This window comes from Devosia sp. Z11_6 (assembly GCF_058133665.1).
Genome location: NZ_JBYUNQ010000001.1, coordinates 879,349 through 904,147, shown reverse-complemented (window position 1 = coordinate 904,147; position 24,799 = coordinate 879,349). Strand labels below are relative to the sequence as shown.

25 protein-coding genes and 1 tRNA gene are annotated in these 24,799 nt (G+C 62.4%); 3 read left to right on the top strand and 23 right to left on the bottom strand.

The features are described 5' to 3' along the window. Nucleotides 1-46: 46 nt before the first annotated feature. On the bottom strand, nucleotides 47-1,144 hold the full coding sequence (locus tag AC3YMN_RS04280) for a glycoside hydrolase family 3 N-terminal domain-containing protein (protein ID WP_489889039.1): 1,098 nt from the start codon (nucleotides 1,142-1,144) through the stop codon (nucleotides 47-49). A gap of 185 nt (nucleotides 1,145-1,329) precedes the next feature. After that, nucleotides 1,330-3,285, bottom strand: coding sequence for an acetate--CoA ligase (gene acs, locus AC3YMN_RS04275; protein WP_489889038.1), 1,956 nt, complete (start codon nucleotides 3,283-3,285; stop codon nucleotides 1,330-1,332). A 147-nt stretch (nucleotides 3,286-3,432) separates the two neighbouring features. Here acs and AC3YMN_RS04270 point away from each other — a divergent pair, with 147 nt between their 5' ends. Beyond that, nucleotides 3,433-4,047, top strand: coding sequence for a GNAT family N-acetyltransferase (locus AC3YMN_RS04270; protein ID WP_489889037.1), 615 nt, complete (start codon nucleotides 3,433-3,435; stop codon nucleotides 4,045-4,047). An 11-nt stretch (nucleotides 4,048-4,058) separates the two neighbouring features. On the opposite strand, the gene AC3YMN_RS04265 is transcribed toward AC3YMN_RS04270, so the two are convergent. From AC3YMN_RS04265 to AC3YMN_RS04240, 6 genes are all read right to left on the bottom strand, one after another. Further along, on the bottom strand, nucleotides 4,059-5,384 hold the full coding sequence (locus AC3YMN_RS04265; protein ID WP_489889036.1) for a lipopolysaccharide biosynthesis protein: 1,326 nt from the start codon (nucleotides 5,382-5,384) through the stop codon (nucleotides 4,059-4,061). Further along, nucleotides 5,381-6,559 carry a lipid II:glycine glycyltransferase FemX gene (locus AC3YMN_RS04260; RefSeq protein ID WP_489889035.1) on the bottom strand — a complete coding sequence of 393 codons (1,179 nt, stop codon included), beginning with the start codon at nucleotides 6,557-6,559 and terminating at the stop codon, nucleotides 5,381-5,383. The genes AC3YMN_RS04265 and AC3YMN_RS04260 overlap by 4 nt, the downstream gene beginning before the upstream one ends. Before the next feature lie 109 nt (nucleotides 6,560-6,668). Beyond that, the gene (locus AC3YMN_RS04255; protein WP_127753502.1) at nucleotides 6,669-7,358 is read right to left on the bottom strand and encodes a YjbE family putative metal transport protein; all 690 of its coding nucleotides are present in this window, start codon (nucleotides 7,356-7,358) and stop codon (nucleotides 6,669-6,671) included. Between the two features lie 109 nt (nucleotides 7,359-7,467). Beyond that, on the bottom strand, nucleotides 7,468-8,952 hold the full coding sequence (locus AC3YMN_RS04250; protein ID WP_489889034.1) for a sensor histidine kinase: 1,485 nt from the start codon (nucleotides 8,950-8,952) through the stop codon (nucleotides 7,468-7,470). 213 nt (nucleotides 8,953-9,165) lie between these two features. Then, complete coding sequence (locus AC3YMN_RS04245; RefSeq protein WP_489889033.1) at nucleotides 9,166-10,056, bottom strand: NAD-dependent epimerase/dehydratase family protein; 891 nt, start codon at nucleotides 10,054-10,056, stop codon at nucleotides 9,166-9,168. Nucleotides 10,057-10,403: 347 nt separating this feature from the next. Then, nucleotides 10,404-10,550, bottom strand: coding sequence for a hypothetical protein (locus AC3YMN_RS04240; RefSeq protein WP_489889032.1), 147 nt, complete (start codon nucleotides 10,548-10,550; stop codon nucleotides 10,404-10,406). Between the two features lie 247 nt (nucleotides 10,551-10,797). Here AC3YMN_RS04240 and AC3YMN_RS04235 point away from each other — a divergent pair, with 247 nt between their 5' ends. Continuing rightward, nucleotides 10,798-10,953, top strand: coding sequence for a hypothetical protein (locus AC3YMN_RS04235; RefSeq protein ID WP_172121515.1), 156 nt, complete (start codon nucleotides 10,798-10,800; stop codon nucleotides 10,951-10,953). A 68-nt stretch (nucleotides 10,954-11,021) separates the two neighbouring features. Here the strand turns inward: AC3YMN_RS04235 and AC3YMN_RS04230 are convergent, their stop codons facing one another. Then, nucleotides 11,022-12,008: an SDR family oxidoreductase gene (locus AC3YMN_RS04230; protein ID WP_489889031.1), complete on the bottom strand. Its 987-nt coding sequence runs from the start codon at nucleotides 12,006-12,008 to the stop codon at nucleotides 11,022-11,024. 151 nt (nucleotides 12,009-12,159) lie between these two features. Next, nucleotides 12,160-12,235 (bottom strand) — tRNA-Lys (locus tag AC3YMN_RS04225). Between the two features lie 183 nt (nucleotides 12,236-12,418). On the opposite strand from AC3YMN_RS04225, the gene AC3YMN_RS04220 reads away from it, so the two are divergent. Beyond that, a complete protein-coding gene (locus AC3YMN_RS04220) occupies nucleotides 12,419-13,207 on the top strand; it encodes a mechanosensitive ion channel family protein (protein WP_489889030.1) in 789 nt (262 codons plus the stop codon). A gap of 15 nt (nucleotides 13,208-13,222) precedes the next feature. Here AC3YMN_RS04220 and AC3YMN_RS04215 read toward each other — a convergent pair whose 3' ends face one another. From AC3YMN_RS04215 to AC3YMN_RS04155, 13 genes are all read right to left on the bottom strand, one after another. Next, nucleotides 13,223-13,423: a hypothetical protein gene (locus AC3YMN_RS04215; protein ID WP_172123619.1), complete on the bottom strand. Its 201-nt coding sequence runs from the start codon at nucleotides 13,421-13,423 to the stop codon at nucleotides 13,223-13,225. 228 nt (nucleotides 13,424-13,651) lie between these two features. Next, nucleotides 13,652-14,602 carry an endonuclease/exonuclease/phosphatase family protein gene (locus tag AC3YMN_RS04210; RefSeq protein WP_489889029.1) on the bottom strand — a complete coding sequence of 317 codons (951 nt, stop codon included), beginning with the start codon at nucleotides 14,600-14,602 and terminating at the stop codon, nucleotides 13,652-13,654. A 109-nt stretch (nucleotides 14,603-14,711) separates the two neighbouring features. Further along, nucleotides 14,712-16,274 carry a 2-isopropylmalate synthase gene (locus tag AC3YMN_RS04205; protein WP_489889028.1) on the bottom strand — a complete coding sequence of 521 codons (1,563 nt, stop codon included), beginning with the start codon at nucleotides 16,272-16,274 and terminating at the stop codon, nucleotides 14,712-14,714. A gap of 330 nt (nucleotides 16,275-16,604) precedes the next feature. Next, nucleotides 16,605-17,498, bottom strand: a complete 894-nt coding sequence (locus tag AC3YMN_RS04200) for a PhzF family phenazine biosynthesis protein (RefSeq protein ID WP_489889027.1) — start codon at nucleotides 17,496-17,498, stop codon at nucleotides 16,605-16,607. Between the two features lie 59 nt (nucleotides 17,499-17,557). After that, nucleotides 17,558-18,049, bottom strand: coding sequence for a heme-degrading domain-containing protein (locus AC3YMN_RS04195; RefSeq protein ID WP_172123623.1), 492 nt, complete (start codon nucleotides 18,047-18,049; stop codon nucleotides 17,558-17,560). 3 nt (nucleotides 18,050-18,052) lie between these two features. Next, nucleotides 18,053-18,517 (bottom strand): GFA family protein, encoded by a 465-nt coding sequence (locus AC3YMN_RS04190; RefSeq protein ID WP_489889026.1) that lies wholly within the window; start codon nucleotides 18,515-18,517, stop codon nucleotides 18,053-18,055. A 98-nt stretch (nucleotides 18,518-18,615) separates the two neighbouring features. Continuing rightward, on the bottom strand, nucleotides 18,616-19,635 hold the full coding sequence (gene ilvC, locus AC3YMN_RS04185) for a ketol-acid reductoisomerase (RefSeq protein ID WP_489889025.1): 1,020 nt from the start codon (nucleotides 19,633-19,635) through the stop codon (nucleotides 18,616-18,618). A 14-nt stretch (nucleotides 19,636-19,649) separates the two neighbouring features. Beyond that, nucleotides 19,650-20,297, bottom strand: coding sequence for a TetR/AcrR family transcriptional regulator (locus AC3YMN_RS04180; RefSeq protein ID WP_127753514.1), 648 nt, complete (start codon nucleotides 20,295-20,297; stop codon nucleotides 19,650-19,652). Nucleotides 20,298-20,621: 324 nt separating this feature from the next. Beyond that, on the bottom strand, nucleotides 20,622-21,377 hold the full coding sequence (locus AC3YMN_RS04175) for an amino acid ABC transporter ATP-binding protein (protein WP_127753515.1): 756 nt from the start codon (nucleotides 21,375-21,377) through the stop codon (nucleotides 20,622-20,624). A gap of 34 nt (nucleotides 21,378-21,411) precedes the next feature. Beyond that, entirely contained in the window at nucleotides 21,412-22,212 is an 801-nt protein-coding gene (locus AC3YMN_RS04170; protein ID WP_489889024.1) for a transporter substrate-binding domain-containing protein, read from the bottom strand. A 32-nt stretch (nucleotides 22,213-22,244) separates the two neighbouring features. Next, nucleotides 22,245-22,901, bottom strand: a complete 657-nt coding sequence (locus AC3YMN_RS04165) for an amino acid ABC transporter permease (RefSeq protein ID WP_489889023.1) — start codon at nucleotides 22,899-22,901, stop codon at nucleotides 22,245-22,247. Between the two features lie 9 nt (nucleotides 22,902-22,910). Further along, nucleotides 22,911-23,582, bottom strand: a complete 672-nt coding sequence (locus tag AC3YMN_RS04160; RefSeq protein ID WP_489889022.1) for an amino acid ABC transporter permease — start codon at nucleotides 23,580-23,582, stop codon at nucleotides 22,911-22,913. Nucleotides 23,583-23,650: 68 nt separating this feature from the next. Beyond that, nucleotides 23,651-24,685, bottom strand: coding sequence for a LacI family DNA-binding transcriptional regulator (locus AC3YMN_RS04155; RefSeq protein WP_489889021.1), 1,035 nt, complete (start codon nucleotides 24,683-24,685; stop codon nucleotides 23,651-23,653). Nucleotides 24,686-24,799: the final 114 nt, after the last annotated feature.

Sequence of the window (24,799 nt, the reverse complement as noted above, 5' to 3'; positions counted from 1 at the left end):
GGCGCACTTTAACCTCCAGCGTGCCCGGAGGAAAGCGCAAGCGCCGTCACGGAGCAATGCGAGCCTTGAGGCGAGCAATACGATTGTAGCTTTGCTCGATGCGCCGAGCAAAAGCGGGGTCTTTCTCGGCTTCTGACACGAGAATTTCGAGAACTTCGCGCCCTAGGCCCGGCCGATATTTGGCCGTGTTGGAAAGCAACAGCACGTCCATTCCGGCCCGCACCGCGCGGGTGACGGTGTCGGCGAGCCCGAAATGAGCGCGAATCGCTCCCATCTCCAGATCGTCGCTGATCACGACGCCATCAAAACCCAAATCGCCCCGCAACACGCCTTCGATCCAGTCGGGCGAAAGGGAAGCTGGCAAGCGCGTGTCGCCGCCAGAATAAGCGGCATGATAGAGATGGCCCACCATGATCATGTCGGCATCGTCAGCCTCGATCAGGGTGCGATAGGGCTCCAGTTCGCTCGCGTCCCAGGTCTTGGTGATATCGACAAAGCCCGCATGGCTGTCGCGGGTGGACGAGCCGTGGCCCGGGAAGTGCTTGATCGCGGTCAACACGCCCGCGGCGCGATGGGCGGCGATGAAAGCCTCGTCATAGGCGGCCACGTCCTCGGCATCAGCGCCATAGGCGCGGCCGAACTTGGCGATGATCGGGTTCTTGGGATTGACCTCCATATCGGCCACGGGGCCGAAATTGAGCGTAAAACCCAGCTCGGCAATGGAGGCGGCCATGCGGGCGTAGATTGACTTGGCTTCGGCCGGGCTGTTGCGGGCCGCGACCGAGCGCGCCGAAGGCACCTCACGAAAGCCGACCTGTTTGGTGAGGCGCTCGACGGAGCCGCCTTCCTGGTCCAGCGTGATCAGCGGGGGCAGATCGGGAGCAGCGGCCCGGAACTGCCGGTTCATTTCGGTAACGGCGGCAAGGCTCTTCACATTGCTTTTGAGGAACATGACGCCACCGAGGTGGCCCGCGGCCACCTCCTCGCGCAAGGCAACGACGGAAGCATCGTCGGCATCATTGCCCTGAAAGCCGACGACGATCATCTGTCCGGCCATGGTTTCCAGCGTTGCCGCGGCCGCAGGAAGGCTCAGTGCTAGAGCAAACACCGCACTGGCGGCGAAACGAGGAAGAGCTTTGATCAAGGAATAGTCCGGAAGTTGAGGAAGCGAGCGGACCTAGACGGCCCAAAGCCGCCCAAACGATGGCCAAGGGCACAACGACAGGCCGCGGCGCCCAAATAGCGGCGCCGCCGGCGGAAACTGCGTCAAAGGGTCCGGTGCAGATTAAGGTGGGAGCGGGCGGAGAGCTGGCCCTCCGCCCCTACGGACTAGCTCGCGGGCCGGTTTTGCCGGTTGGCGATGAGGTCATCGACCACGGCGGGATCGGCCAGGGTCGAGGTGTCGCCCAGCGAGGCGAAGTCGTTTTCGGCGACCTTGCGCAGGATGCGCCGCATGATCTTGCCCGAACGTGTCTTGGGCAGGCCGGGGGCCCACTGGATGAGGTCAGGCGTGGCAATGGGGCCGATTTCCTTGCGCACCCAGCTGCGAAGTTCGGTGCGCAGCGCGTCGTCGCTGGTTTCGCCCTCCATAAGGGTGACATAGCAATAAATGCCCTGCCCCTTGAGATCATGCGGATACCCCACGACAGCGGCTTCGGAAACCTTGGGATGGGCAACCAGCGCGCTTTCGATCTCGGCCGTCCCGAGGCGATGGCCGGATATGTTGAGCACATCGTCGACCCGGCCAGTGATCCAGTAATAGCCGTCCTCGTCGCGCCGACAGCCGTCGCCGGTGAAGTAGTAGCCCTTATAGGTCTCGAAATAGGTCGAAACGAACCGGCTGTGATCGCCGTGGATGGTGCGCGCCTGCCCCGGCCAGCTGTCCTTGATGGCGAGCACGCCCTGTGCCTTGGTCTCTTCCTGCACGCGCCCTTCGGGCGAGAGCACCACCGGCTGGACCCCAAAGAACGGCAAGGTGGCCGAGCCGGGCTTGGCCGCAACGGCGCCGGGTAGCGGGGTAATCATGATGCCCCCGGTTTCGGTCTGCCACCAGGTGTCGATCACGGCGCAACGCTCGCGGCCCACATGCTTGTGGTACCAGAGCCAGGCTTCGGGATTGATGGGCTCGCCCACCGAACCGATGAGGCGCAGCGAGGAGAGATCGGCCTTATCAACCCATTCCGCGCCCGCGCCCATCAGCGCGCGGATGGCGGTGGGAGCGGTATAGAAGATGTTGACCTTGTGCTTGTCGATCACCTCCCAGAAGCGGGCGGGATTGGGATAGCTCGGAATACCCTCGAACATCACCGTGGTCGCGCCATTGGCGAGCGGGCCATAGACGAGATAGCTGTGGCCGGTGACCCAACCGATATCGGCGGTGCACCAGTACACCTCGCCCGGCTGGTAGTCGAAGGCATATTGGTGGGTGATCGAAGCCCAGACGGCATAGCCACCCGTGGTGTGCAGCACGCCCTTGGGCTTGCCGGTCGAGCCGGATGTGTAAAGGATGAACAGCGGATCCTCGGCGCCCATCGGCACGGGATCGTGGAAGGGCTCAACGCCGGCAGCAGCCTCGTGCCACCAGATATCGCGGCTGCCCTTCATGCTCACCGGTGCGCCGGTATTGTGCACCACCAGCACCTTGTCGACGCCCGGTGCGTCAGCCAAGGCCTTGTCGACATTGGCCTTGAGCGGCACGGTCTTGCCCCCGCGGCGGCCTTCGTCGGCGGTGATGACGATGCGGCTGTCGCAATCGTTAATGCGGCCGGCCAGGGCGTCGGGCGAAAAGCCGCCGAACACGACCGAATGGACCGCCCCGATGCGCGCGCAAGCCAGCATGGCATAGGCGGCCTGGGGAATCATGGGCAGGTAGATGGTGACGCGGTCGCCCCTCTTGACCCCGAGCGAAAGCAGCACATTGGCGCAGCGGCAAACCTTTTCGTGCAGCTTGCGATAGGTGATGTGCTCGGCTTCGGTGTTGGGATCATCGGGCTCCCAGATGATCGCGACCTGGTCGCCACGTTCTTCCAGATGCCGGTCGATGCAGTTGGCGGCAAGGTTCAGCACCCCGTCTTCGAACCATTTGATCGAGACATCGGGGTAAGCAAAGCTCGTGTTCTTGATCTTGGTGGGGGCCTTGATCCAGGAGATGCGCCCGGCCTCGTCAGCCCAGAACCCATCGGGGTCGCTGACCGAGCGGGCATACATCTGCTCATACTGCTCCTTGGTCGCATGGGTATGAGCGGTTGCGGCTGCATCTGGCTGGAATACGAGCTCTTGGCTCACACTGGTTCTCCCCTTTATTGCCTTGCGCTGTTGTACCGCCGGGGCTGCGCATGGGCAAGGCTGTGCTCCATTAACCCCAGCAAACGAGCGCACTTAGGCCCAGGATGAACTGGTGGTACTGTGCAGGGGTCAAGCCGGGTGAACCATATGAGCGACATTGCACCGACGCCAGCGAGTGCCGTGAGCACAGCCGCCCCCAAGGCACCGCTGTTCCGCGCCGCCAGTTACGCCGATATCGGGCTGGTCCATGCCCGACTGCAGGAAGCTATCGTGACCTCGCCCTTTTACTCGAGCGAGTTCAAGGCCTACGAATCGGCCCGGCTGACCAAGCCCTATCTCGCCTCGCTGATCGATGCCGATCCGCACCACGTTATGATGTTCATCCTCAAGGGCGAACCCGCTGGTTTCATGATCTCCGGTCCTGAACTGGGCACGCTCTGGCTCTATTGGTCCTATGTGTTCCCCGACAAGCGGCGCAGCACGCTTGGGGTCCAGGGCATGCGCGCCTTTATCAACCACTGGGACAATGGACGCTTCCACAAGATCGCCACCTATACCAAGACCGGCAATGATCCCGCGGCGGCGATCATGACCCGCATGGGCTTCAAGCAGATCGCGGTGCTCGAGAACCATATCTTTGGCGAAGACTACCTGCTTTATGAGCGCCCGCTGACCAAGGTGATCCCCGGCTATGACCGTGGGGTCAGCGGCGGCATGGTCAATCGGCTGCGCCGTTCCGCCCGACTGGCGCTGACCCGGTGAGGCGACTGCGGCTAGCCAGCCGCCAGGATAGCGGCCCGCCGGGCGCGAAACCATTGCAGAATGGAAACATCGAGCCCGGCCAGCTTATAAGCCGTCAGCCACAAACCCGCTGACCAAACGGTAATGGCGATCAGCGCCGACAGCGACGCGCCCATCAGCCCGAATGGGGGCACCAGCAGGGCATTGCCAGCCACCAGCATGACAATGCCCAGCCCTACCGCAGGCAGGCTGGCATAGGGGCGATCATGGATCGAGAGTACCAGCGATGCCGGTCCGGCAACCGAGCGCACCACGAGGGACAGGCACAACACGGCAAGCGGCAATGCTCCGGCGGTAAAGGCCGGCCCGAACAGCAGCAGGCCGAACGGCGCGCCTACGGCCATCACCACGAAGAGCAGGACCGATAAGCCACTGGCGACCACATTGGCCTCGCCCACCTTGCGCAAAAAGGCGCTGCGGTCAGAATTGGCCTGGCTTTCAAAGATCTCGGGGAGGGTCACGGCATACACCGCGCCGACCCCGAAGGCCGCCAGCGCAAAGATGCGCGTGCACACGCCAAAGATGGCCAATTGCTCGCGATCGAGCAGATGGCTGAGCAGCAGCAGGTCCATATCGAAAAAGAAGTCGGTGGCGAGCCCGATCAGCACCCACGGCACGGCGAAGCGCCACCAGCGGGCGAGCTCACGCGGCTGAGCCGGCGCTTCGTTTTGAACGGAGCGGAACACCCGCACGACATAGGCGAAGTGCACCAGCGACACCAGGGCACAACCGACGCCGATTACCCACAGCATGTTGGAGAATGCCTCGGCTGGCGGAGCCACGCTCGCAGTCACCAAGAAGGCGCCTACGACGATCAGCGGGCGGAACACGGAATCAACCACATAGCCGGCCAGCGGGTGCTTGAGCCCAACCAGCAGCGCGCCATTGACGTAAAACATCGCGGTGGCAAAGGCGAGCAGCGCGGCGGGCACCAGATGCTGCGCCAGCACACTGCCGCCCTGCCCGATCGCCTGCAGCAGTGGATAACCAGCCACTAGCAGCAGCGCCAGCGTGCCCAGGACATGACCATAGGCCCAGAGCATGAAAATCAGCAGCTGCCGCTGCTGCGCCCGCGCCCGGTATTCGGCCGCGAAATAAGCGCCCACGGTCTGGAAGCCGAAAGGCATGGCGACGCTGATCAGGTTCACCGCGGCCACGATCAGCAGATATTCGCCAAGCAGGCCCGGCCCCCACCAGCGGGCGATCAGCGCCTGGACGACAAAGATCAGCCCCGCACCGAACAGGCGGGCGCCAAAGATGATGGTGGACTGGGAAGCCAGCCGACGCGCCAAACTCATGGGGCGCGGCCCTGCCCGCTGTCGCGGGCCTGGTCGGGCCGTGCAGCGGGGTTGAACAGCCCGGCGACATGGCGGCGCAGCGCGTTAGCGGTGTCGCGGGCCATGAAGGCACCATTGCCAACAAGAAACGGCCAGGGGCGCGAAGCGTAGTTGGCAACGGGCGGCACGGGGCGGATCACGCCCCGGTCGCCAGCCATGCCCTTCTTGAACTGGTGCAGACCGTGATTGCCATCAGTGCCCCCCAGATCATACCAACGCGCCTCCGTATTGTCGCGCAGCCAGCGAATGATGTGCCAGTGGATGAAGTAGCCTGCGCGCAGTGGCAGCGCCTTGTCTGCAGTGGCGCCATAGAGATAAACGGCCCGATCGCCCGCCTTGAAGATCAGGGCCCCGGCGATCACTTCGCCCTCGTGGCGCACGAAGAACAGCTCGGGCCGCAGCGCAGCGATTTCGGTGTTCATCAGCGCGGGCACGGTTTCATAGGCGGAATGATCGGGGAAATTCTTGCGGTCGAGCATCGCCTCATAAAGCGTGGTGAACTCACCCAGCCGCTCGGGCTCGGCATGCTCGAAACTCAAGCCTGCTTTTTCGGACTTGTTGAGGTGGTAGCGCCATTTCTGCGCAAAGCTCTTGCGCTGCTCGGCATCGGAAAGCCTGAGATCGATGATGTAGCGGTTGGGATAAAGCAGCTGCGAGCCCTGCTGAAAACCGCGGGCGCGCAGTTGAGCATAGCTGGCGTTGTCGGGCTCGATCGACGCGCGCGGCAACACGGAGAGCATCATGCCGCGATTATCGGCATATTCAGCCACCAGCGCCTCGATCATGCCGGCATGAATGGCTGACGCCTGGGGGTGATCGGCATGTTTGAGCATCGGCGCCCATTTTGAAACCGCAAGGGCGCCCAGCCGCAGCGGCAGGGGTTGGATCATCACCAGGGCACCGCCGACGATTTCCCCATCCAGCCGGAACACCATGGGTTCCTGCCGCACCGAGGGCCACCGGGTGGTGCTGAAAAGGTGGAGCTGTTCCTGGCAGACTTCATCGAATTCGGCGATGATCCAATCCCATTGCGCCCCGGAAACCAGTTCGGGAGCGAGGGACGACGCCGGAGCCTGGGCTTTCGCCGGTGCCCGGTGGTCCAGGCGTGGAACGGTTTGATCCAGGATTGCGGGCATGGGCAGCTTTCGGCTCAGGAGATCAAGCCGAAAGCTACTGCGTTGCGATGAGCAAAACCCTAGCCGAGAGTGGCAAATGCCACAAAACTCGGCCACTGGTTACCAAAGGCTAATGCGAGCCGGGACCACCATAGAACAGCGGAATGTGCGGCAGGGTGTGGTCCAGCAGGGCGTCGGCGCCTTCATAGACCATCTTGGCGGCGACATAGAGGATGATCACCAGGCCGACCCAGGCAATCCAGCGATGCTTGGTCAACAGGCCGGCGATGAAGGTGGCGGCAACGCCCATCATCACGACGGAAAGACCCAGGCCGAAGATCAGAGCTTCGGTATGGTGCTGGGCCGCACCGGCCACGGCCAGCACGTTGTCGAGCGACATGGAAACGTCGGCAATGATGATCTGCAGCACAGCCTGGCGCAGCGTCTTCTTGGGCGCGCGCCCCGCAACCGAACCATCGGCGTTGAGATCGGCGTCGCCCAAGGCTTCGAGCGCTTCATGTTCCTCATGGGCCGGCTGGCTGAGCTCGCGATACATCTTCCAGCACACATAAAGCAGCAAGATGCCGCCGGCGATCAGCAAGCCACCGCCCAGCGAGAGCAACTGGGTCGTGATCAGCGCAAAGCAGATGCGCATGATGGTGGCCGCGATTATGCCGATCAGAATGGCGCGCTTGCGCAGATCCGATGGCAGGCCGGCTGCTGCCAGGCCGATCACCACGGCATTGTCGCCGGCCAGCACCAGGTCGATCATGATGACCTGTAGCAGCGAAGAAAAGAAACTCGGATCAATGCCGAACATGAGCGTGGTCCTGTGGGGGAGAAAAGGCGGTCGCTGGGCTATAGCCGCGATGATGGCCGCTGGAAAGCATTTGGCTGAGAAATTTCAGCAAAACCTGGCGGGCAATACTTTACCGCTCCAGCTGAAAGCTCTCCAGATCGGCCGAAATCGTGCAGCGCACACCTAGCGGCGCAAACTCGAGGGCGACCTTGCCGTCGATGGTCCCGGCCAGCCCGGCGCGGATCAACCGCGAGCCCGAACCAAGCGTTCGCGGTACACTCACCGGGGGACCGCCAACTTCCTCCCAGTCGAGCACAAAGCGCTCGCCTTCGGGACTGTCCTGCCGGCCCCAGTTCACCTTCACATAGCCCTCGCCGCCTGAAAGGGCGCCATATTTGACTGCGTTGGTGGAGAGTTCATGCAAGATCAGTGAAAGGGAAAGCGCCGGTCGCGACGCCACCTCGATGGTTTCGCCCGATAAGCGGAACCGTGTTTGGGGGCCATCGTCATGCAGCCGCACCAGCTTGCGCACGATTTCCCCGACCGTGGCGGATCCGGTTTCCCCAGCGATCAGCAGGTCATGGGCGCCGGCCAGCACCTGGACGCGATCGCCCAGTGACTTGGCCGCCGTCGGGATATCGGGAGCGGTGCGAAGTGTCTGGTTGACGATTGCCTGCACCAGGGCCAGCTGGTTCTTCATGCGATGGCCAAGTTCGCTGCGCAGCAGCGACTGCTGCTGGTCGGCTTCGATGCGTTCGGTGACATCGATCGCGTGGACAAAGATCGCGTCCACCTTCCCGTGCAGGTCGCGCAGCGGCTGATAAAGGAAATCGATGATGCGCTGCTCGATGGCGCCGCCGGGCTTACGCTGCAGCTTTACTGGCGTTCCCCTGCCCAAATGGGCAACGCCGCTCCGGTACACCTCGTCGAGCAGTTCCACAAAACCCTGGTTGACAACCTCGGGCAGCGCTTCACTCACCGGCTTGCCGACAATGTCGCGGCGGCCCACCAGCATCTGGTAATCGGCATTGGCGACGGTGATCACATGATCAGGACCGCTCAGCACGGCAATGGCCCCGAGCGTAAGCTCGAAGACCTGCAGGAAGCGCTCGCGTTCCTGCAGTTCTCGCCGGCGCATCAGCACTTCGGATGTGGTTTCCTGGCAGGCGCAGAAGATGCCGACAATCCGCCCCTCGCTGTTGCGCACCGGGGTATAGGAAAAAGCGAAGTGGGTTTCCTCGGGATAGCCCTTTCGGTGCATGGTGAACTCGATGTCATCCATCGAGGTCCCGCGCCCTGCATATGCAGCGTCGATGATGGGCAGCACCTCGTCCCAGATATCGAACCATAATTGCTGGAACGGCCGGCCCAGGGCCTCCGGGTGGCGATCGCCGCACATTGCGGCATAGCTATCATTATAAAGGACGGTGTGTTGGGGCCCCCAGAGGATCAGCATAGGCTGCACCGAGCCCAACATCACCCCGACAAGGGTGCGCAACTCGGGTGGCCACGCGCTGGGCAGGCCTAGTGGATGAACTGTCCAGTCTATGGCGCGCAGCAGCGCTCCGCATTCGCCGCCATCCTTAAGGATTGTGTCGTTGGTGGATAAGGGCATCGGGACCGGAATGAAATGAACAAGGCAGACCGCCGCAGTGCCCTCTCCCAATTGAAAATTCGGGGCGAGCCCAGCCGCAACTCGCTTCATTGCAGGTCTGGGCCCGATTGGGAAGCGCTCCGCCGGAGCCTAGATCACGGTTACGCGATCTGCTCCCCGCTGCAGCTTTCGTGGTTATGGAAAAGCTAACTCTGCCTGATAATCTCGCCCGATCTAGCGGACATATTGGCGCCAGTTGTGCTCCTCGCGAAAGCCCAGCACCTCGCGCGCCTTGCGATTCGACAGCGGCGCCTCAAAGCCCTCGAGCGGGCGCCGGATCGGCGTGTTAGGCGCCCATTTGGCCAGGAACTCCTCGGTGGGCTCGTCGGCAGTGATCTCGTCATTGACGGCGTTGAACACCGAAAAGCCCAGGCCATCCTTTTGCACGCAAAGATCGACGATCTGCCCGAGATCGCGCGCATCGATATAGCTCCAGGCATTGCGCTTGCGTGACAGGGGGTCGGCGAGAAAGGCCGGGAACTTGTCGTATTCGTGCGGCTCGATCACATTGCCGATGCGCAGCGCATAAATATCGGCGCCCGAGCGCATCGCAAAGGCGCGCGCGGTTTTCTCGTTGACCACCTTGGACAGGCCATAGCTGTCCATCGGATCGACGTCATAAGCCTCGTCGAGGGGGAAGCTGTGATAGTCTTTGTCCCCTTCGGCAAAACAAACGCCATAGGTGGTTTCACTCGACGCGATGATGATCTTGCGGATCCCGAGCTTCACCGCCGCTTCGATCACATTATAGGTCGAGACAACATTGGCTTGGAATGTAGCGTTATCCGGTCGCAGCAGGATGCGCGGTATGGCGGCAAAATGCACCACTGCATCTACTGGCGCCGGGCCGGTGCCGGTTTCAAGGCCGGCAAAATCGAAATGCATGGAGAGGGCATTGAATGCCTCCCCGCTCTGCGTGAGGTCGGTTGTCAGGGTGTTGACCCCTGCCATGGCCAAAGGCGCCAGATCAACATTGAGCACTTGATGGCCGCGCCCCAGGAGGTATGCGATCACATGCCGGCCGGCCTTGCCGCTGCCGCCGGTAAAAACAATACGCTTGCCCACCGCATTCTCCTTTGCGCTACCCACCAGCAACGGCTCAGGCCGCAAGGCGTTCAACCCACGATCGCAATAATCACCCGCGCTGCAGCGGCTGCAACAAACTGCGCCGGAACGGCTGCGGCCGGCGCTGCACGGCGGCGCGCGGTGGTGGATTGGGGCCTTCGCAGTTCATGGCTGCGGCAAGGTTCGGCAGGCATCGGGCGTGGGGATGTTTGGGCACCATGATAGTGCTCCGTGTTGATCTCTGTGCCGGCCAACGCAGCCCCAGTCCAGCCGATCCATGTGCCTGCCGCGCAGCAGCATTGCCGCGGCCGAGGTCACGGTGCGAAACGGCCTGATCGAGCGCGCTGCTAGCGTATGCTCGCGACCTGGGTGGTCCCGCCCACTGGCTGCTGGATGTCGAACTTGGGCGTGAAGATCACGATGCCAAGCACCAGATACAGCATGATTTTTGCCGCCCGCCTGCGTCGCTGCCGGGCACGATAAGTCAGTCTCATGGCAAAACCCGGCGGGAGGGGCGGAACATTAATGAAGCCTCAAGGGAGAGGTCTTCATTGCAGGCTTCCAGGTCCGCGCCAAGCTTTGCCTCGCAAGAAGGTGAACGGGAGCGCTTAACGCCGCAGCCCCTGTGAATAGGGGGGATTACCGGGCGTTGTTCCAGGCTGGAGCGACTCACCTCCGTGCACGGCCGGGAACAAGTGCGCCCCTCTGCAGTTGACCTTGCCTAACACCATGGAGAACACGATGAGCAAGGACGATCGTCAAAAAGAACAGCTCAAGCACGTGGATGCAGGCGGCCATCTCGGCGGAACCAATTTCGGTCAGCAAGGCGGCGAAGCCAAGACCAAGGACACCAAGGAAGGCGGCGACAAGCAGCGCCCGAACGACGGCTCAAACTAGCTGTCTGATCTTCTCTCCAACGCAAGGGGCCTCGCTGATCAGCGGGGCCCTTTTTCGTGATTCGACTGCTACTGGCCGAGCGCCGACTGAGCGGCCGCAATCTGGCCGATCAGTTGGTCGAACCCGGCGTCCACCTTCAATCCGGCGGCCATGCGCCGCCGCAAATGCGCCAGCGGCTCCTCGAGCACTGTTTCGAGCACTTCGGCGCACTCGAACTCCCCAACGACGCTCTTGATTTTGGAATTGTCGAACAGCGCTGACCAGCTCTTGTCGCCCCGCAATGGCCCCTCCCATTCCGGGTTGAACCGCACCAGCGTGTCGGTTGGAACATGCACGATCTGCGCCTGAACGCCCAAGCCGGCAGCAATGGCGGTGTGGATTGCGTCCCAGCTATAGCCGCGATCCGAAGTGATATGGAAAATCTCGCCCAGCGCATCCGGATGGGCGAACAGCCGCACAAAGGGCACGGCAAAATCGGCCGAGCGGGTCAGTGTCCAAGGGGTCGCGCCATCGCCCGCAACAATGATCGGCTTACCATCGAGCAGGCGCTGCACGGTGGTATCGGCCGGCCCCATCATGGTCGGCAAGCCCGTCCGCACTGTGTGGCTGGGCCGCACAATGGTCCAGGGCAGGCCGGTGCTGGCCTGGAGCATGGTTTCGCAGGCGATCTTGTCCTGGCTGTATTTCCAGAAAGGATTGATCGCCGGGGTTTGCTCGGTGATCACGTAGTGGCGGGCTGGCTTTTCATAAACGGACGCCGAGGAGATGAAGACGTACTGCCCCACCCGCCCCGTAAACACCGCGATGTCCTGCGCCATCTGCTCGGGCGTGAACACCATGAATTGGCACACCACGTCCCATTGCTGCTCGCCGAGTTGGCGATAGCTGGCTGGATCCTTCATGTCGCCGGCGATCACGCTGACGCCGGGTGGCAGCGCCACCTCGGACTTGCCGCGGTTGAACACCGTGACCTCGTGCCCCGCCTCCACCGCTTCTGCCACGCAGGGGAGCGAAATCTGCCCCGTCCCGCCCACAAACAGCACCTTGGTTGCCATCGCCCGTTTCCTCCTCGGCTGGTTCAGCGCACGGCACACCGTGCCGCGACCCAGCGATTCGCACACCGGGCACGCCTTTTGGGGCACCAACGCCGTGACGGGTCAAGGCGACAGCCTCGCCGATCACCACAAATACGGGGAAGAAGAACCTTGGTGGGTGCGCACGGACTCGAACCGTGGACCCGCTGATTAAGAGTCAGCTGCTCTACCATCTGAGCTACGCACCCGGTTGAAAACCCGGTACCAAGGTTGGCGCCTCTCTAGCAAAGGGATCGGGGACTGTCCAGCGCCCGCTGTCACTTTCCACAAGGGCTTGATTAGCTAGATTAACAAGTCCATCCCCCGAAGAACAACCGGCGCAACCATCGGCCACCCATCGTCTTTGGCTGGCGCAAGCCTTGGAGACCTCTATGCTCGATTCCGATTTCCTAGCCCTTTCCTCCACCTGGATCATCGCCAATGTCTGGTCGGGGCTGGTCGCCCTGGTCGTGTTGGTCGGCGGCTGGATGTTGGCGGGGCTCCTGTCGCGCTACGTCGTGCAGCTCCTACCCGGGCGCTTACACCGCGACCCCACCATCGTACCGCTCCTGTCGCAAGTGGTGCGTTATGGCGTGCTGCTGGTGACCATTATTATCGTGCTGGGCCAGTTCGGGGTGCAGACCGCTTCCATCCTTGCCGTGCTTGGTGCTGCCGGCCTGGCGGTCGCCCTGGCCTTGCAGGGCACCCTTTCCAATATTGCTGCGGGCATCCTGCTGGTGCTGCTGCGCCCCTTCAATGTGGGCGATCAGATCGATGCCGACGGCATTGCCGGCACCGTGGTGGAAGTGGGCTTGTTTGCAACGCAGATGCGCACGGCTGAAGGGGTCTTCATGTTCGCCCCCAATTCCAAGCTCTCCAACGCCAAGATCATCAACTATACCCGCGAAGCGTCGCGCGTTCTCGAGCTCAAGTTCAACGTGCCCCGCACGGCCGATATCGGCGCGGTGCGCCAAGCGGTGCTGGCGGGCCTTACAAACGGGCAACCCGAAGCTGCCGGCCAGCCGGAAATCCTGGTTGATGCCCTGGGTGATTCGACTGTGACCCTCGCGGTTCGCGTTGCGGTGTCCAGCCGCAACTGGATGCAGGCGCGGGCTGATATGCAGGAGCGGCTGAAATCCGTCTTGGATACTGCCAATGGTTTTGCCCAGCCCGCTGCATAGGCCTGCCGTTAAGTCCTAAAGTCCGCGCCGCTCCCTAAAGGACTGCAAATCCAGCACGTTTCCTTGCCAAGCGGGCGCATCTTCGGTCAGATCATCGATCAGGGTGATGGTTCGCTCGACGATGTTCCGCAACTGCCGCGACTGGTTGTCGCCACCCTGCAGCATGGCCGCGGCGCGTCGGAGATGCTCGCGCGCAAGATCGTAGGTTGGCTTCATGGCAATGGCTCCTGTCGGAAGATTCTGGTGAGTCGGTGCACTCGGCACGCCCGCAGAAGATGGGACCGCATGCCTTCGCGGTCCTTGCGGGAGCCGGGCGCATTTGCATCAAATGCAATCTAAAGGACAACGAGGCGCAAAGGCCTGCACACAATGGGAAACTGCGCCGTCCAGCCCCTTTTTGGCTGTGCACAACAGCGGTAAAGCGGGTTCGGGGTCGGCGAGGCGTTAAGGCGCGGTGATGCCGATGCGGGCGCGCAGGCCCCGGTGGTTGGAGCCAAAGGTTCCGGGCAGCACTGCAAGGCTTTCCACCACCGCATTGCCGCGGGTGAAGACATTGTCGATCGGCACGCCAATCGGTCCGAACTCGGGCGGCCAAGTCGAGGGATAAAATGGCGCCACCTGCAATTGGCTGCCCCGCACCAGCCGATTTATCGCATAGGACCAGGGCGCGGCATTGAAATCTCCCGCAATGATCGCGGGCCCCTCGACCGCTTCCAGGATGTCGCGCAGCCGGCTCAGTTCCGCTTCCGACTGCATGTCGAAGTATGGCTTGGTCAGGTGAACGGCGACGAGGGTTACCGCTTCCCCACCGATCCGCGTGCGCGCGGTGATCACCCGCTGCTGGGAGAAGTTCGACAGGCTGAGGGTTTGCACATCTTCGAGCGGGGTGCGCGAGAACATGGTGAGGTCGCAGGTCAGCTCCTGCTCGCAGCCGATGCGATAGGGGTAAACGGCAGCAAGCGCGCCCAGCTCGGGAAACAAGGGGGCCGATTCGAGGGTAAACACCACATCCGCCGACGAGGCGGCGAGCATCCCGGCAATAGCCGGCCCATTCTCGGTATTGTTGTTGAGGATGTTGAAGCTGACCAGCTCAACCGTCCGCGTCACCGGGCGGGCAGCAGCCGCCAGGCGCGCTTGTTGTTGCCCGTAGATAATCCAGCCACCCTGCCCCACGCTCAGCAGCGCGAGCAGCGCCAGCAGCCCGGCGCGCCAGCGTGAGCCGGCAATGGCCAGGGCTATCGCCAGGGCAAGGCAAAGCAGTGCCGAGTGGAAGCGCAACGTCTGCAGCAGTGGCTGACCAGGCAGCAATGGCCAGACTGTGCCCCCGACCAGCAGGACGAGGGCCGTGACGGCCAGCCCGGTTAGAACGCCCCTGATTTCGCTCCGGCTGATCATGGCAAGCACCTCGCCCGCCTTGATGCCCGATGGCAGGCGTTTACGCAACGCGCGGCTAAGCCTGCCGCACAACTTGGCGCGACAGGCTTGCGGGTGTTGTCAGCGTGTCTTAGCCGGCCATGGCGCCCTGGGCGGCGGCGCCGCGCTCGATCATCAAGCGGTTAAAGGCATTGAGGTAAGCGCGGGCGGAAGCCACCAGCGTATCGGGCTCGGCGGCATTGCCCGAGGCAATGCGGCCGTTCATTTCGAGGCGCACATGAGCACTGGCCTGCGCATCGGTGCCGCCGGTCACGCCGTCCACCGCATAAAGCACCAGGTGCGGCTGCTGGCCCACGGCCTCCTTGATGGCATTGAAGATCGCATCGACCGAACCGGTGCCATCAAAGCTCACCGAGCTTTCATCGCCATCGATCGACAGGGTAATATTGGCGCGGTGCGTGCCGCCGGTCTTGGAAATGACTTCCATATCAACAAGGCGGATGCGATCGCCGACCGAGCCGACTTCATCGTCCACCAGCGCCACGATATCGGCGTCATAGACGTGCTTTTTGCGGTCAGCCAGATCCTTGAAGCGCTGGAAGGCTTCCTGGAAGGCATTCTCGCCCAGCTCATAGCCAAGTTCCTTGAGCTTGTCCTTGAAGGCGGCGCGGCCGGAATGCTTGCCCATCACCAGGGTCGTTTCCTTGATGCCGACGCTGGCTGGCGTCATGATCTCATAGGTCTCGGCATTCTTGAGCATGCCATCCTGGTGGATGCCGCTTTCATGGGCGAAGGCATTCTTGCCCACGATGGCCTTGTTGTACTGCACCGGGAAATTGGCCGCCGCCGCAACGATCCGGCTGGCACGCGCCAGATGCGTGGTCTCGATTTCGGTGTGGTAGGGCATGGCGTCGGCGCGGGTGCGCAGCGCCATCACCACTTCCTCGAGCGCCGCGTTGCCGGCACGCTCGCCCAGTCCATTGATCGTGCATTCGATCTGGCGGGCGCCGGCGGCAACACCGGCCAGCGAATTGGCGACAGCCAGGCCCAGGTCGTTGTGGCAATGCACCGAAAAGATTGCCTTGTCGGCATCGGGCACGGTCTCGAGGATGGTCTTGAACATGCGGAAATGCTCTTCGGGCACCGCATAACCCACCGTATCGGGCAGGTTGATCGTGGTGGCGCCGGCCCGAATCGCAGTTTCAACGCAGCGCTTGAGGAACTCGAGCGGCGTGCGGGTCGCATCCATCGCCGACCATTCCACATCGTCCACCAGGTTGCGCGCTTGGGCCACCGTGCGCGCGATGATCTCGATCACCTCGTCCTCGGTCTTTTTCATCTGGTGCGCCAGATGGATCGGCGAGGTCGAAACGAAAGTGTGGATGCGCCCCTTGCGGGCATGACGCACCGCTTCGCCCGCCCTGTCGATATCGGCGGTGATGGCACGGGCCAACCCTGCGACCGTGGCGTTCTTGACCTGCTTGGCGACGGCAACCACGGCTTCGAAATCGCCATTGGAGGCGATGGGGAAGCCGGCCTCAATGATATCGACGCCCATTTCGTCGAGCGTTTCGGCAACCTGCAGCTTTTCTTCCAGCGTCATGGTCGCGCCGGGCGATTGCTCGCCGTCGCGCAGCGTGGTGTCGAAGATGAAGACGCGGTCTTTGTTGGTGTCGGTAGCGGGGGTAGTCATGCGGATGATCCTATCAAACGGCCCAAAGCCAAGGCTCTGCAGGCCGGACATTTACTGTTCGGCTGGTGGCGTAATCCCCTGACGACCCGCTCGCTTGATCGAGCTGCCGGTGATCAGGGGCTGATAAGAAGAAGCACTAGCGCTGGAAGCAGCAACAAAGCGGCGGCAACGAAAAGGCGGGCCTGAAGGGCCTGGCGCTGTTCGACGGCAATGGCAATGGCGCGCTTGCGCTGCATAACATTCATCCGGTTGCGTGGCGATAATGGCCCACATCAGCCTGGGTTGCAACCCTGGAGGACAGGCTGGGCGCAAGGAACTGTGCTGATAAGCTCAGTCCCCCAGATCCAGGGCCCCTTCCCCAACGATGACGGCATGCCCGCCAATGCCCCCATGCACCAGCCGGTCGCGCTCCTTGCGCAACTGGATGGTGATGCGGCAGGGCCGCCCCATCTCCACCCCCTGCCGGATCACGAGGTCGATCTGGCCGGTGCCGATATTGACATGCTCGGAGAGGAGCCCAATCAGCGCCGCCGCGGCCGAACCGGTGCCCGGATCCTCGGCAAGGCCAAGCCCGGGCGCAAACATGCGGGCGGCAATATCATTGCCGGGCTCATCGGGGGTGAGCGTAAACAGATAGACCGAGTGCCGCCCATGGGGGAAAACCTCGTTCCATGCCGCCATGTTCGGCCGTGCCCGCTTCAGCACCGCAGCGTCCCGCACCGGCACGAGGTGGAACACCACCCCGGCCGAATACACCGTGGGGCGATAAGGACCGCACCCGATCTCCTCGGGATCAATGCCCAGAGCCTGGGCGATTGCCAGCATGTTGTCGAGCTTGCCCACCTGCTCGGGCAGTTGCGGCAGCGCAAAACGCGCCTCGCCCGAGCTCTTGTCGGTTTTTTCGAACAGCGCCGTGATCAGCCCGATCTTTTCCTCTAGCCGGACGGCGCTGACCTTGTTGTTAAGCCCCAGCACCACCGCCGCCCCGACAGTCGGATGGCCGGCAAAGGGCAACTCGGTCATCGGCGTAAAGATGCGCACGCCAGCCGAATTGCGCTCGGTCTGTGGCTTGAGCAGAAACACTGTTTCGCTGAGGTTGAACTCGCGGGCAATGGTTTGCATCTCGTCGTCGAGCAAGCCATCGGCCTTGCAAACCACCGCCAGTGGATTGCCGGCAAAGCGCTCCTGCGTGAAGACGTCCAGCAGCAGATAATTCAGTTTCATGACAGGCCCCCTGCCCTCAGCAATGGAGTTGCTTTGGGGGCCTGTCAAGCCAACCGCCATTACTGAAGCGCCAACGCGTAAGCGGCACGATCCAGCCCCAGATGCTCGCAAAGGGCCGCCGCGGCAACATTATGATCTTCCCGCCCGGGCAGGCCCGAAATGGTGAGACAGCCGATAATCCCCGCGCCCGGCACCCGCAGGGGAAAACCGCCACCGGCAAAGACATAGTCGACCGGGTCCACCCCGGCTTGTGGTGGTGGTGGAGCTTCGCCCCGCTCCAGCACCAACCGGTAGCTGGCGCGCTGAAAGCGCCTGACCGAATTGATCTTGCGCCGCACCCATTCGGCGTTGTCCGGGCCTGTTCCTGCCGTGGCCGCGAAGAACAGCCGCCGGTCCCAGGTGCAGATATCCACCACGAGAGACAAACCCTCGGCCAGCGCGCGTGCCCGCACCGATGAGCCGATGCTGAATGCCACATCCTCATCCAGCTGCGGCAGCGCGAGTTCGAGTTCCTGGCGTTTGATCAGCGCGATATCGTCGTGAGTTGTCATGTTTCAATCCTGATGATGGCGGGTCCAGGCGTCGAACAGCGGCGTGCGATCCACGGCGCCCTGGGGAAAATTGACCAGATCAGGATCGATGCTGGCCCAGGCGGCCTTGCTCTCCGTCCAGATATTGCCCACGGGCACCGCCCAGTCGATATCGTCGAGCGTGCCGGCCCGCATCACGCGGATGCCCGGCATCGGTGGCAAGTTCCAGACCCAGCCATGGCAATGGGCACAAAAATGCATGGCAATGACGTTGCCGCTATCGGCGCGGCGGTCGTAGCGCACCGTCTCACCCGAAAGCTGCTCGATATCTTCTTCGCGGGCGATCATCGACATCGACCAGCCTGCCCCCGAAAAACGCTGGCAGTCCTTGCAGTGGCAATTATAGACCGAAAGCGGGGCAGCCTTGAGCCGGTAGCGCACGGCGCCACACTGGCATCCGCCCTCCTGGGGAAACTCTGGTAAGCGCATGGGTCACTCCTCCCGATCTAGTTACCGGGTTTGGCGGCGGCGCGGAAGATGGAGCACCGCAAAAGAAAACGGGGGCCGAAGCCCCCGTCCTTAGCGATTTAGTTCTTGGCCTTGTCGACCAGCGCGCCGGCCTTGATCCAGGGCATCATGTCCCGCAGCTTGGTGCCGACTTCCTCGATCTGGTGCTCGTCATGCAGACGCCGGGTCGCCTTGAAGCGCGAACCGCCGGCCTTGATTTCCTGCATCCACTCGGAGGTGAACTTGCCCGACTGGATGTCGTGCAGCACGCGCTTCATCTCGGCCTTGGTTTCCGAGGTGATGATGCGCGGACCCGTGACATACTCGCCCCACTCGGCGGTGTTCGAGATCGAGTAGTTCATGTTGGCGATGCCGCCCTGGTAGATCAGGTCGACGATCAGCTTCACTTCGTGCAGACACTCGAAATAGGCCATTTCAGGCGCATAGCCGGCTTCCACCAGCGTCTCGAAGCCGGCGCGGATCAGCTCCACGAGGCCACCGCAGAGCACAGCCTGCTCGCCGAACAGATCAGTCTCGCATTCCTCGCGGAAATTGGTTTCGATCACGCCCGAACGGCCGCCGCCAACACCCGAAGCATAGGCGAGCGCGATGTCATGGGCATTGCCCGAAGCGTCCTGGTGCACCGCGATCAGGCAAGGCACGCCGCCGCCCTTCTGGTATTCGCCACGCACGGTGTGGCCCGGGCCCTTGGGGGCGATCATGATCACGTCGACGGTCGACTTGGGCTCGATCAGGTTGAAGTGCACATTGAGGCCATGGGCGAAGGCGAGCGCGGCGCCATCACGGATATTGGGTTCGATATGCTCTTTATAGATATCGGCCTGCAATTCGTCGGGGGTCAGCATCATGATCACATCGGCCCAGGCGGAGGCCTCGGCAACCGACATGACCTTCAGGCCTTCGCCCTCGGCCTTCTTGGCCGACGGGGAGCCGGGACGCAGAGCCACCACCACATCGGTAACGCCGGAGTCGCGCAGGTTCAGCACATGCGCATGGCCCTGCGAGCCATAGCCGACAATGGCGACCTTCTTGGACTTGATGATGTTGAGATCGGCGTCACGATCATAATAAACGCGCATGGAGCACTCCCTGGTTATGGCGCTGTATCCGCCCCGTAGAGGGCGAAGAATTGGTTGGTCGCGGCCGTGGCATCGGCCTCGATATTGGCTTCGACATTGGACTGGGTGAGCTTCTTGTCGCCCAGCAGCAGCCGGATCTGCACATCGCGCACGACGAGCCCGAAAAAGGTGCGATACGCGTCTTCGCTGTTGTCAAACCGCAGTAGGCGCGCATCGCGCCCCGCTTCGAGAATCGGTTTCAAGCGCCGGCGGATCGCCAGCGGTCCGTTTTCGAGCACGATGATCCCGAGCCGGTCCTTTTCCTGGGCGGCATGGGTCACGGCGGTGCGGTTGAGCGTAATTGAAACCTCGCCCACGATGGTGGTGAGGAGGTCGCGCGCAAACTGCTCGATCGACGAGCGCAGCGTTTGTGCATTGAGGCCCGTGCGATCCACCTGGGGCATGCGCACCTTGGCCGCCTGCCACTGCACGGTTGCGGTCAGCAGGCCGTCGCGGTCGCCGAACCACTTATAGAGCGTTTCCTTGGAACAGCTGGCCCGCCGCGCCACCGCGGTCATGGTCAGCCCTTCTCCATTCTCAACCAGCAGATCGAGCGCCGCGGTCAGCACGGCCTGCTGACGCGGGGTAAAACTCTCTTCATTGACCTTGATGGTCACCGGCACGCACGAACTCCCTTGGCAGGCTCATCTGCCACAATTTCATCGGCATGCCGTACCGTACGGTACGGTTCTGCGCAACTGTTTCTTTGCCAGTATGTATGGGGACGAAGATCACCACCTGTAGGTCTCCGTCATGACCTGCGGCGAGCGGGAGTATCTCTGAGAATCCGCCCGCATCCGTAAAATGGGCTTACCTACCAGACCGAGGCGTGCACACGCAGACCAATAGCGGGCTCAGCATCGAAGGCGGGACGATCAGTCTCACACGTCAGTGTTGAACTTCCCTCAGCGGGCTTGATCATCTCATTGCGACGCAGGAAGCACGCATCAGTGGGAGATCTGGCCCAGGAACGTCTTGGTCCGCTCGTTCTGCGGGTTGGAGAAGAAGCTTTCGGGTTCGCCGATCTCGACGATTTCGCCCTTGTCCATGAAGATCACCCGATCGGCCACCTTGCGGGCAAAGCCCATTTCGTGGGTCACCACCAGCATGGTCATGCCTTCGCGGGCGAGGTCGATCATGGTGTCGAGCACTTCGTTGACCATCTCGGGATCGAGCGCCGAGGTGGGCTCATCGAACAGCATGATCTTGGGGTTCATGCAGAGCGCCCGGGCAATGGCGACGCGCTGCTGCTGACCGCCTGAAAGCTGGGCGGGGTATTTGTCGGCCTGTTCAGGGATGCGCACGCGCTCGAGATAGCGCCGCGCCGTCGCCTCGGCTTCGGCCTTGCTCACCCCGCGCACCAGGGTGGGGGCGAGCATGCAGTTTTCCAGCACAGTCATGTGCGGGAAGAGGTTGAACTGCTGGAACACCATGCCGACATCGCGGCGGATCTTTTCCACATTGCTGCCCGAGGTCAGCTCGATGCCGTCAACCGTAATGGTGCCGGACTGGATGGTTTCGAGCTGGTTGATGCAGCGAATAAGGGTGGATTTGCCGGATCCCGAAGGGCCGCACACGACGATCTTCTCGCCGCGTGCGACGGACAGGTTGATGGCATTGAGGGCGTGGTAGCTGTCATACCATTTATCGACGTCGCGCATGGCGACGGCGATATCGGCAGTTTCGGGTGCAGCCTTGGTCATTGCAGTTTCTGCCCTCAAGTCCTGATCTGTCGGTTTATTCGCCTGCCACCACGAATTCGGGCAGCGGTCCGCCAACCCATTCCTGGTGCAGTGCATTCAACTTGCCGTCGGCCTTCGCGCTGGCGATGAAGTCGTTGATATAGGCAAGCAGCTCATCGCTGCCGGGGCGCACGGCAATGCCCTGGCTCTGCTGGCGCAGCGAGAACTTGGTGTCGAAGCGATCGGGCGCCATGGTGTTGATCTGGGCGATCACGACGTTGGACGCGCCCATGAGCGGGGTCTGGCCCGAAAGCAGGGCCTGTACGGCCGAGGCATCGTCGTCGAAGCGCTGGATATTGGCGTCAGCGGGCGCAATCTCGGTGATGGCCGTGTCCTGGGTGGAAGCGCGGGCCACCGCGATGTTCTTGCCCGACAGCCCCTCGGGCCCGGTCACCTCGAGATTGGTGTCGCCAAACACAAAGATTTCGATACCAGCATAGGGGTCGGAGAAATTGACCTGCTGAGCGCGCTCGGGCGTGATGCCGAGAGAAGCGACCAGAATATCGACCTGGTTGGACAAGAGATACGGGATGCGATTTGGACCGGTGACCGGCACGAGGTTAACTTCAACGCCCATATGCTCGGCCAACAGGCGAGCCACGTCGGCATCATAGCCGTCGGGGTTGCCCGACTGATCAAGAATGCCGAATGGGGGGAAATCAACCAGCATCCCCACATTGATGGTGCCGCGCTGCTGAATTTCCTCGACCGTCTGCGCGACGGCGGGGGCGCTCACAAGGCCCGCGGCCAACAATGCCGCACCGGCCAGCCCGATCAGTTTTCTGCTCAGTTTCATTTAAAGCTCACTCCCAGTGTGATGATGTCCGGTCAGCGCGTGGTGGCCACGGCGAACCGACCCTCCAGATGCCGGGCCCACATCGACAGCGGCCAGCACAGGATGAAATACAGCGCCCCTACCAGCGAGAACACGAGCAAAGGCTGGAAGGTGGCATTGTTGATGATCTGGCCAGCGCGGGTCAGTTCCACAAAGCCGATGATCGAGGCCAGTGAGGTCCCCTTGATCAACTGCACGAGGAAGCCAACCGTTGGCGCGACCGAAATCTTGGCGGCCTGGGGCAGGATGACATAGCGCATGCTGTCCCAGTATTTGAGGCCAAGCACATAGCTGGCTTCACCCTGACCCGAGGGCACCGCCTCGATGCAGCCGCGCCAGATCTCGCCCAGATACGCGCTGGCATGCAGCGTCAGCGCCACCGCGGCCGCGATCCAGGGATTGATGCCCACGCCCATGATCGACAGGCCGAAATAAACGAGGAACAGCTGCATCAGCAGCGGCGTGCCCTGGAACACCCGGATAAAGGCCAGTGCCAGATAGCGCAGCCATGGCTTTTTGGAGACGCGCCCCAGTGCAACGGCTATGCCCCCAAGGGCGCCGCCGGCAAAGGCAATGGCGGACAGCAGCAGCGTCCACTGCACTGCGCTGACGATATAAAGGATTTCATTGGGGCCAAAGGGGCGAAACATGGCTTGATCCTATCGCGCCAGCGGATAACGGAACGCGGCGCGTCCGATCGCGGAAAACAGGCCGGAAAAGCCCAGCGACAGAATGAAATACATGATGGTGATCACCAGATAGACCTCGAAAGCCGCAAAGGTCGAGGACTGGATGTTGTTTCCGGCCGCCGCCAGATCGGTCGCGGAAATGGCCGACACCACCGACGAAGTCAGCATCAGGTAGATGAACTGGCTGGTGAGCGCAGGGTAGATGGTGCGCAGCGCCGGCTTGAGGATGATGTAGCGAAAGATCTGATGCCCTTTGAGGCCAAGCGCCTTACCTGCCTCGACCTGCCCGCGGTTGATCGACTCGATCCCGGCGCGCACGATCTCGGTGGCATAGGCGCCTACATTGACCGACAGCGCGACGAGTGCAGCGGTGTTCGGATCAAACCGGATGCCGAGTGCCGGAAGCGAGAAATAGATAAAGAAGATCTGGATCAGGAACGGGGTGTTACGGATCACCTCGATATAAAGGTTCACCAGCCAGCGCAGGGGCTTGGGCCCGGCCGTTTTGGCCAGCGCGCAGGGGATCGCGATCAGCGTGCCAATCAGGATGGCGCCCAGGCTGAGCTGGATGGTGATCAAGGCGCCGTAGATCAACTGATCGAAATTGTTGAACACCGGCGCAAAATTGAACTGGTAACCCACGGGTTCTGCCCCAGACCTTGCTCGCGATTAGATCGATCTAAATAGCACCGCGCCGCGAAGGTCAACCCTTAGGCGAGCGCTCGAACAGGTCCAATCGAGCCGCGCTCAACCAGGTGGCTGGGCACGGTGCGCCGCTCCGGGGGGGCATCGGGATTGTCGATCCGGTGCAGCAGTTGCCGGGCGGCGTGCAGGCCAATGGCGAAGGGCTCGGTGGCAACCGAGGCCAGCCCTGGTCGCACCAGATCGGCTTCCGCCACATTGTCATAACCGATCAAGGACACGTCCCGCCCTGGCACCAGCCCCGCCTCGCTGAAGCCCTTGTGCATACCCAGGGCGATCACGTCGTTGTGACAGATCCAGGCAGTTGGTGCGGCAGTTTGTGCTGCCATGCTCTGGGCAAGTGCAATGGCGGCGCCATGAGTGGATTCGATGACGGTTTCGATGGGCTGGAGCCTTGGGTGCCGGCGCATGGCGGAGCGGAACGCCCCGAGCCTTTCGTCACGCGCCGAATGGTTGAGATTGCTGGCAACAAAGCCGACAAGGCTGTGCCCCAGCTCTGCAAGGAGGCTGACGGCGCTCTCCATTCCCCCGGCCTGGTCCATTCCGGTATAATCGACCTCACCGGCAGCCGATGTGCGCAGCACTTCGCCGACAGGCATCCCCCAGGCCCTGAGGCGAGCGACGAAGCCGGGCTCGGTGCCCGCTGCTGGGCAAACGATCAGCCCGTCCACCCCATGCTCGCGCATCCGGTTGACGAAGACGTCCTGCTTGGCCGGCGATTCCCCGGAATGGGCGATAAAGGTGGCCAATCCGGCCCCGTCGATGACCTCATCAATCCCGGCGAGAAGTTCGCCAAAGAAGGTGTTGGACAGATTGGGGATAATCACCCCGATCGTGCGGCTCCGCGCGGCCCGCATCCCGGCAGCGCCGACATTGTAGACATAGCCGATCTCGGCCATTGCCGCTTCAACGAGCGCCCGGGTATCCTCACTCACCAACGGGCTCTTGCGCACGACCAGCGAAGCTGTCGCCCGGGACACGCCGGCCTTCTGGGCAACATCCACCAATGTTGGCCGCACGCGCGGCGACATTCTCTTGTTCATCATCCCCCCGAACTGCCCGTATTAGATCGATCCAGAATCATTGCTGTCAACGTCGAAGGCGCACAGAGCGTAGCCGACTGGGCAGGCGGGGATCGTTACATCAGGCCGGCGCAA